The organism is Facilibium subflavum, assembly GCF_003574485.1.
GTDB classification, from domain to species: Bacteria; Pseudomonadota; Gammaproteobacteria; order Francisellales; family Francisellaceae; genus Facilibium; species Facilibium subflavum.
Genome location: NZ_QLIT01000223.1, coordinates 1 through 786 on the forward strand (window position 1 = coordinate 1; position 786 = coordinate 786).

Below are 786 nucleotides of genomic sequence, written 5' to 3' on the forward strand. Positions count from 1 at the left end.
ACATTTTCTCGTGTTTTTGGTGTGTTAAAGCCATAGAAATTTCAAGAGTACTACATGCGATGGTTTAGAAAGGTACAAGCACTATTACCTGAAACGGTTATTGCAATCGATGGTAAAGCACTCAGAGGTTCTGCACGTAAAAACAAGGAACTGAAAGGGCTTCACATAGTAAATGCATGGTCTTGTGCGAATGGCATTGCCCTGGGACAAGTAAAGGTTGGTGATAAAAGTAATGAGATCACGGCTGTGCCTGAGATTCTAAAACAGCTTGAAATTAAAGGGGCAATTGTCACCCTGGATGCAATGGGCTGTCAGAAGGAGAATGTCAAGGCTATTGTAGAAGCAGAGGGTGATTACATTATTTCACTTAAGGGCAACCAGGGGAATTTACACGACCTGGTTAAGGATAGCTTTGAGCTTAAAGATAAGGGGTTAAATGCACTTGATGTCACAACAGCATCTGATTCGACAATGAGATCAAGCGCTTGATCTAATGCTTTGTTTTGTTCTTTGTTTTTCATCTTTCGTCCTTAGATTATACGTTTTAACCATTATAACCTATGAAAGAATTTACACAGTTATTTCAATACTCCCTTTCAAGGTGTTGTTGGGCTTGGATTAGCACCGCTCCTCTTACCACTTATTGTGGGTCAATATCAAAGTGCCTATGCAGCAGGGCTTGTTGTTGCTGCTTTTTATTTTGCGCAATTATTTGCCCCACTGATTGGTCAAATAACTGACAGGTTTCAGATGCACCGTTTTGTGTATCTTGCCGGTCACTCGTTA

The 786-nt window shown here is 40.6% G+C and carries 1 pseudogene; it reads left to right on the forward strand.

The annotated features are described in order from the left end of the window. Positions 1–48 precede the first annotated feature (48 nt). A pseudogene (locus DNK84_RS11795) lies at positions 49–420 on the forward strand (ISAs1 family transposase); the annotation flags it as partial. Positions 421–786: the final 366 nt, after the last annotated feature.